This is a genomic window from Rhodococcus sp. A14 (genome assembly GCF_011603105.1).
Lineage (GTDB): Bacteria > Actinomycetota > Actinomycetes > Mycobacteriales > Mycobacteriaceae > Rhodococcus_F > Rhodococcus_F opacus.
The window spans coordinates 1-1,088 of sequence record NZ_JAAOQS010000274.1 but is presented as its reverse complement, the minus strand read 5'-3'; the positions used below and the strand labels follow the sequence as shown (position 1 = coordinate 1,088).

Sequence of the window (1,088 nt, the reverse complement as noted above, 5' to 3'; positions counted from 1 at the left end):
GTCGGTGGGTAGTTCGACCTGATCCGGCAGGCCCGCGAGTGTTCGCTTCCAGTAGGCGATCTGGCCGGCGGCCAGCGACTGCGGATCGTTCTCGTCGCCCAGTAGTTCCCGCTGCCACACGGCGTAGTCCGCGTACTGCACCGGCAACGCGTTCCAGGCCGGGGCGGCACCGGCGGTCCGGGCCGCATAGGACGTCATGACATCGGAGGCGAGGGGGATGAACGACCAGCCGTCCGCCGAGATGTGGTGGACGACGAACAGCAGGATGTGCTCCGAGCGGCTCTCGCGGAACAGATGGACCCGCAACGGGAGGTCGGTGGTGACGTCGAACCCGGCGGACGCGTGCCGCAGGATCGCACCGGTGAGGTCTTCACCGGACAGACGTGACGGCGTCAGATCGAGGGGGATCGACTCCACCGGGACGATCACCTGATGCGCCCCGTTCTCGGTCGCCGGGTAGACGGTCCGCAGCGCCTCGTGCCGCTCGAGGACGTCGCCGAGCGCCGCACGCAGGGTCGCGACATCGATCCTGCCGGACATGCGCAGCGCGAGCGGGATGTTGTATGCGGCCGAGGACGTGTCGAACTGGTTGAGGAACCACATGCGCTGCTGTGCCGGCGACAGCGGGATCGTCGCGGGGCGCTCACCGGCGACGAGGGCAGGCCGCTCGACCGTCGTCTCGGACAGCGCGGCGATCGCGAGTTCGCGCACGGTGGGGTAGTCGAACAGGGTGCGAACGGAAATGCGTGTACCCAGAGCCGCACCGACCCGGGAGACGACCTGGGTGGCGGACAGCGAATTGCCGCCGAGGTCGAAGAAGTTGTCGTCCAGCCCGATCGACAGCTCGCCCACCACGTCGGCGAAGACGGCGGCGATCGCCTGCTCGGCCGGGGTCTGCGGCGCCGTGAACTCCCTGCGGCGCGCGAAGACGGGTGCGGGCAGGGCGTTGCGGTCGAGTTTGCCCGCCGGGGTCAGCGGCAACGACTCCAACACCACGATCGCCGACGGCACCATGTACCCCGGCAACCGCTCCCCCACGAACCCCGACAACACCCGCGTATCGACCTCTACGCCCGGCGCCGGCAACA

Annotated in this window: 1 protein-coding gene; it reads right to left on the bottom strand. The window is 69.3% G+C overall.

The genetic code is table 11. The features are described 5' to 3' along the window. Positions 1–1,088 (bottom strand): condensation domain-containing protein (locus G9373_RS45350; protein ID WP_240961171.1); only part of this gene is annotated, 1,088 nt, incomplete at both ends.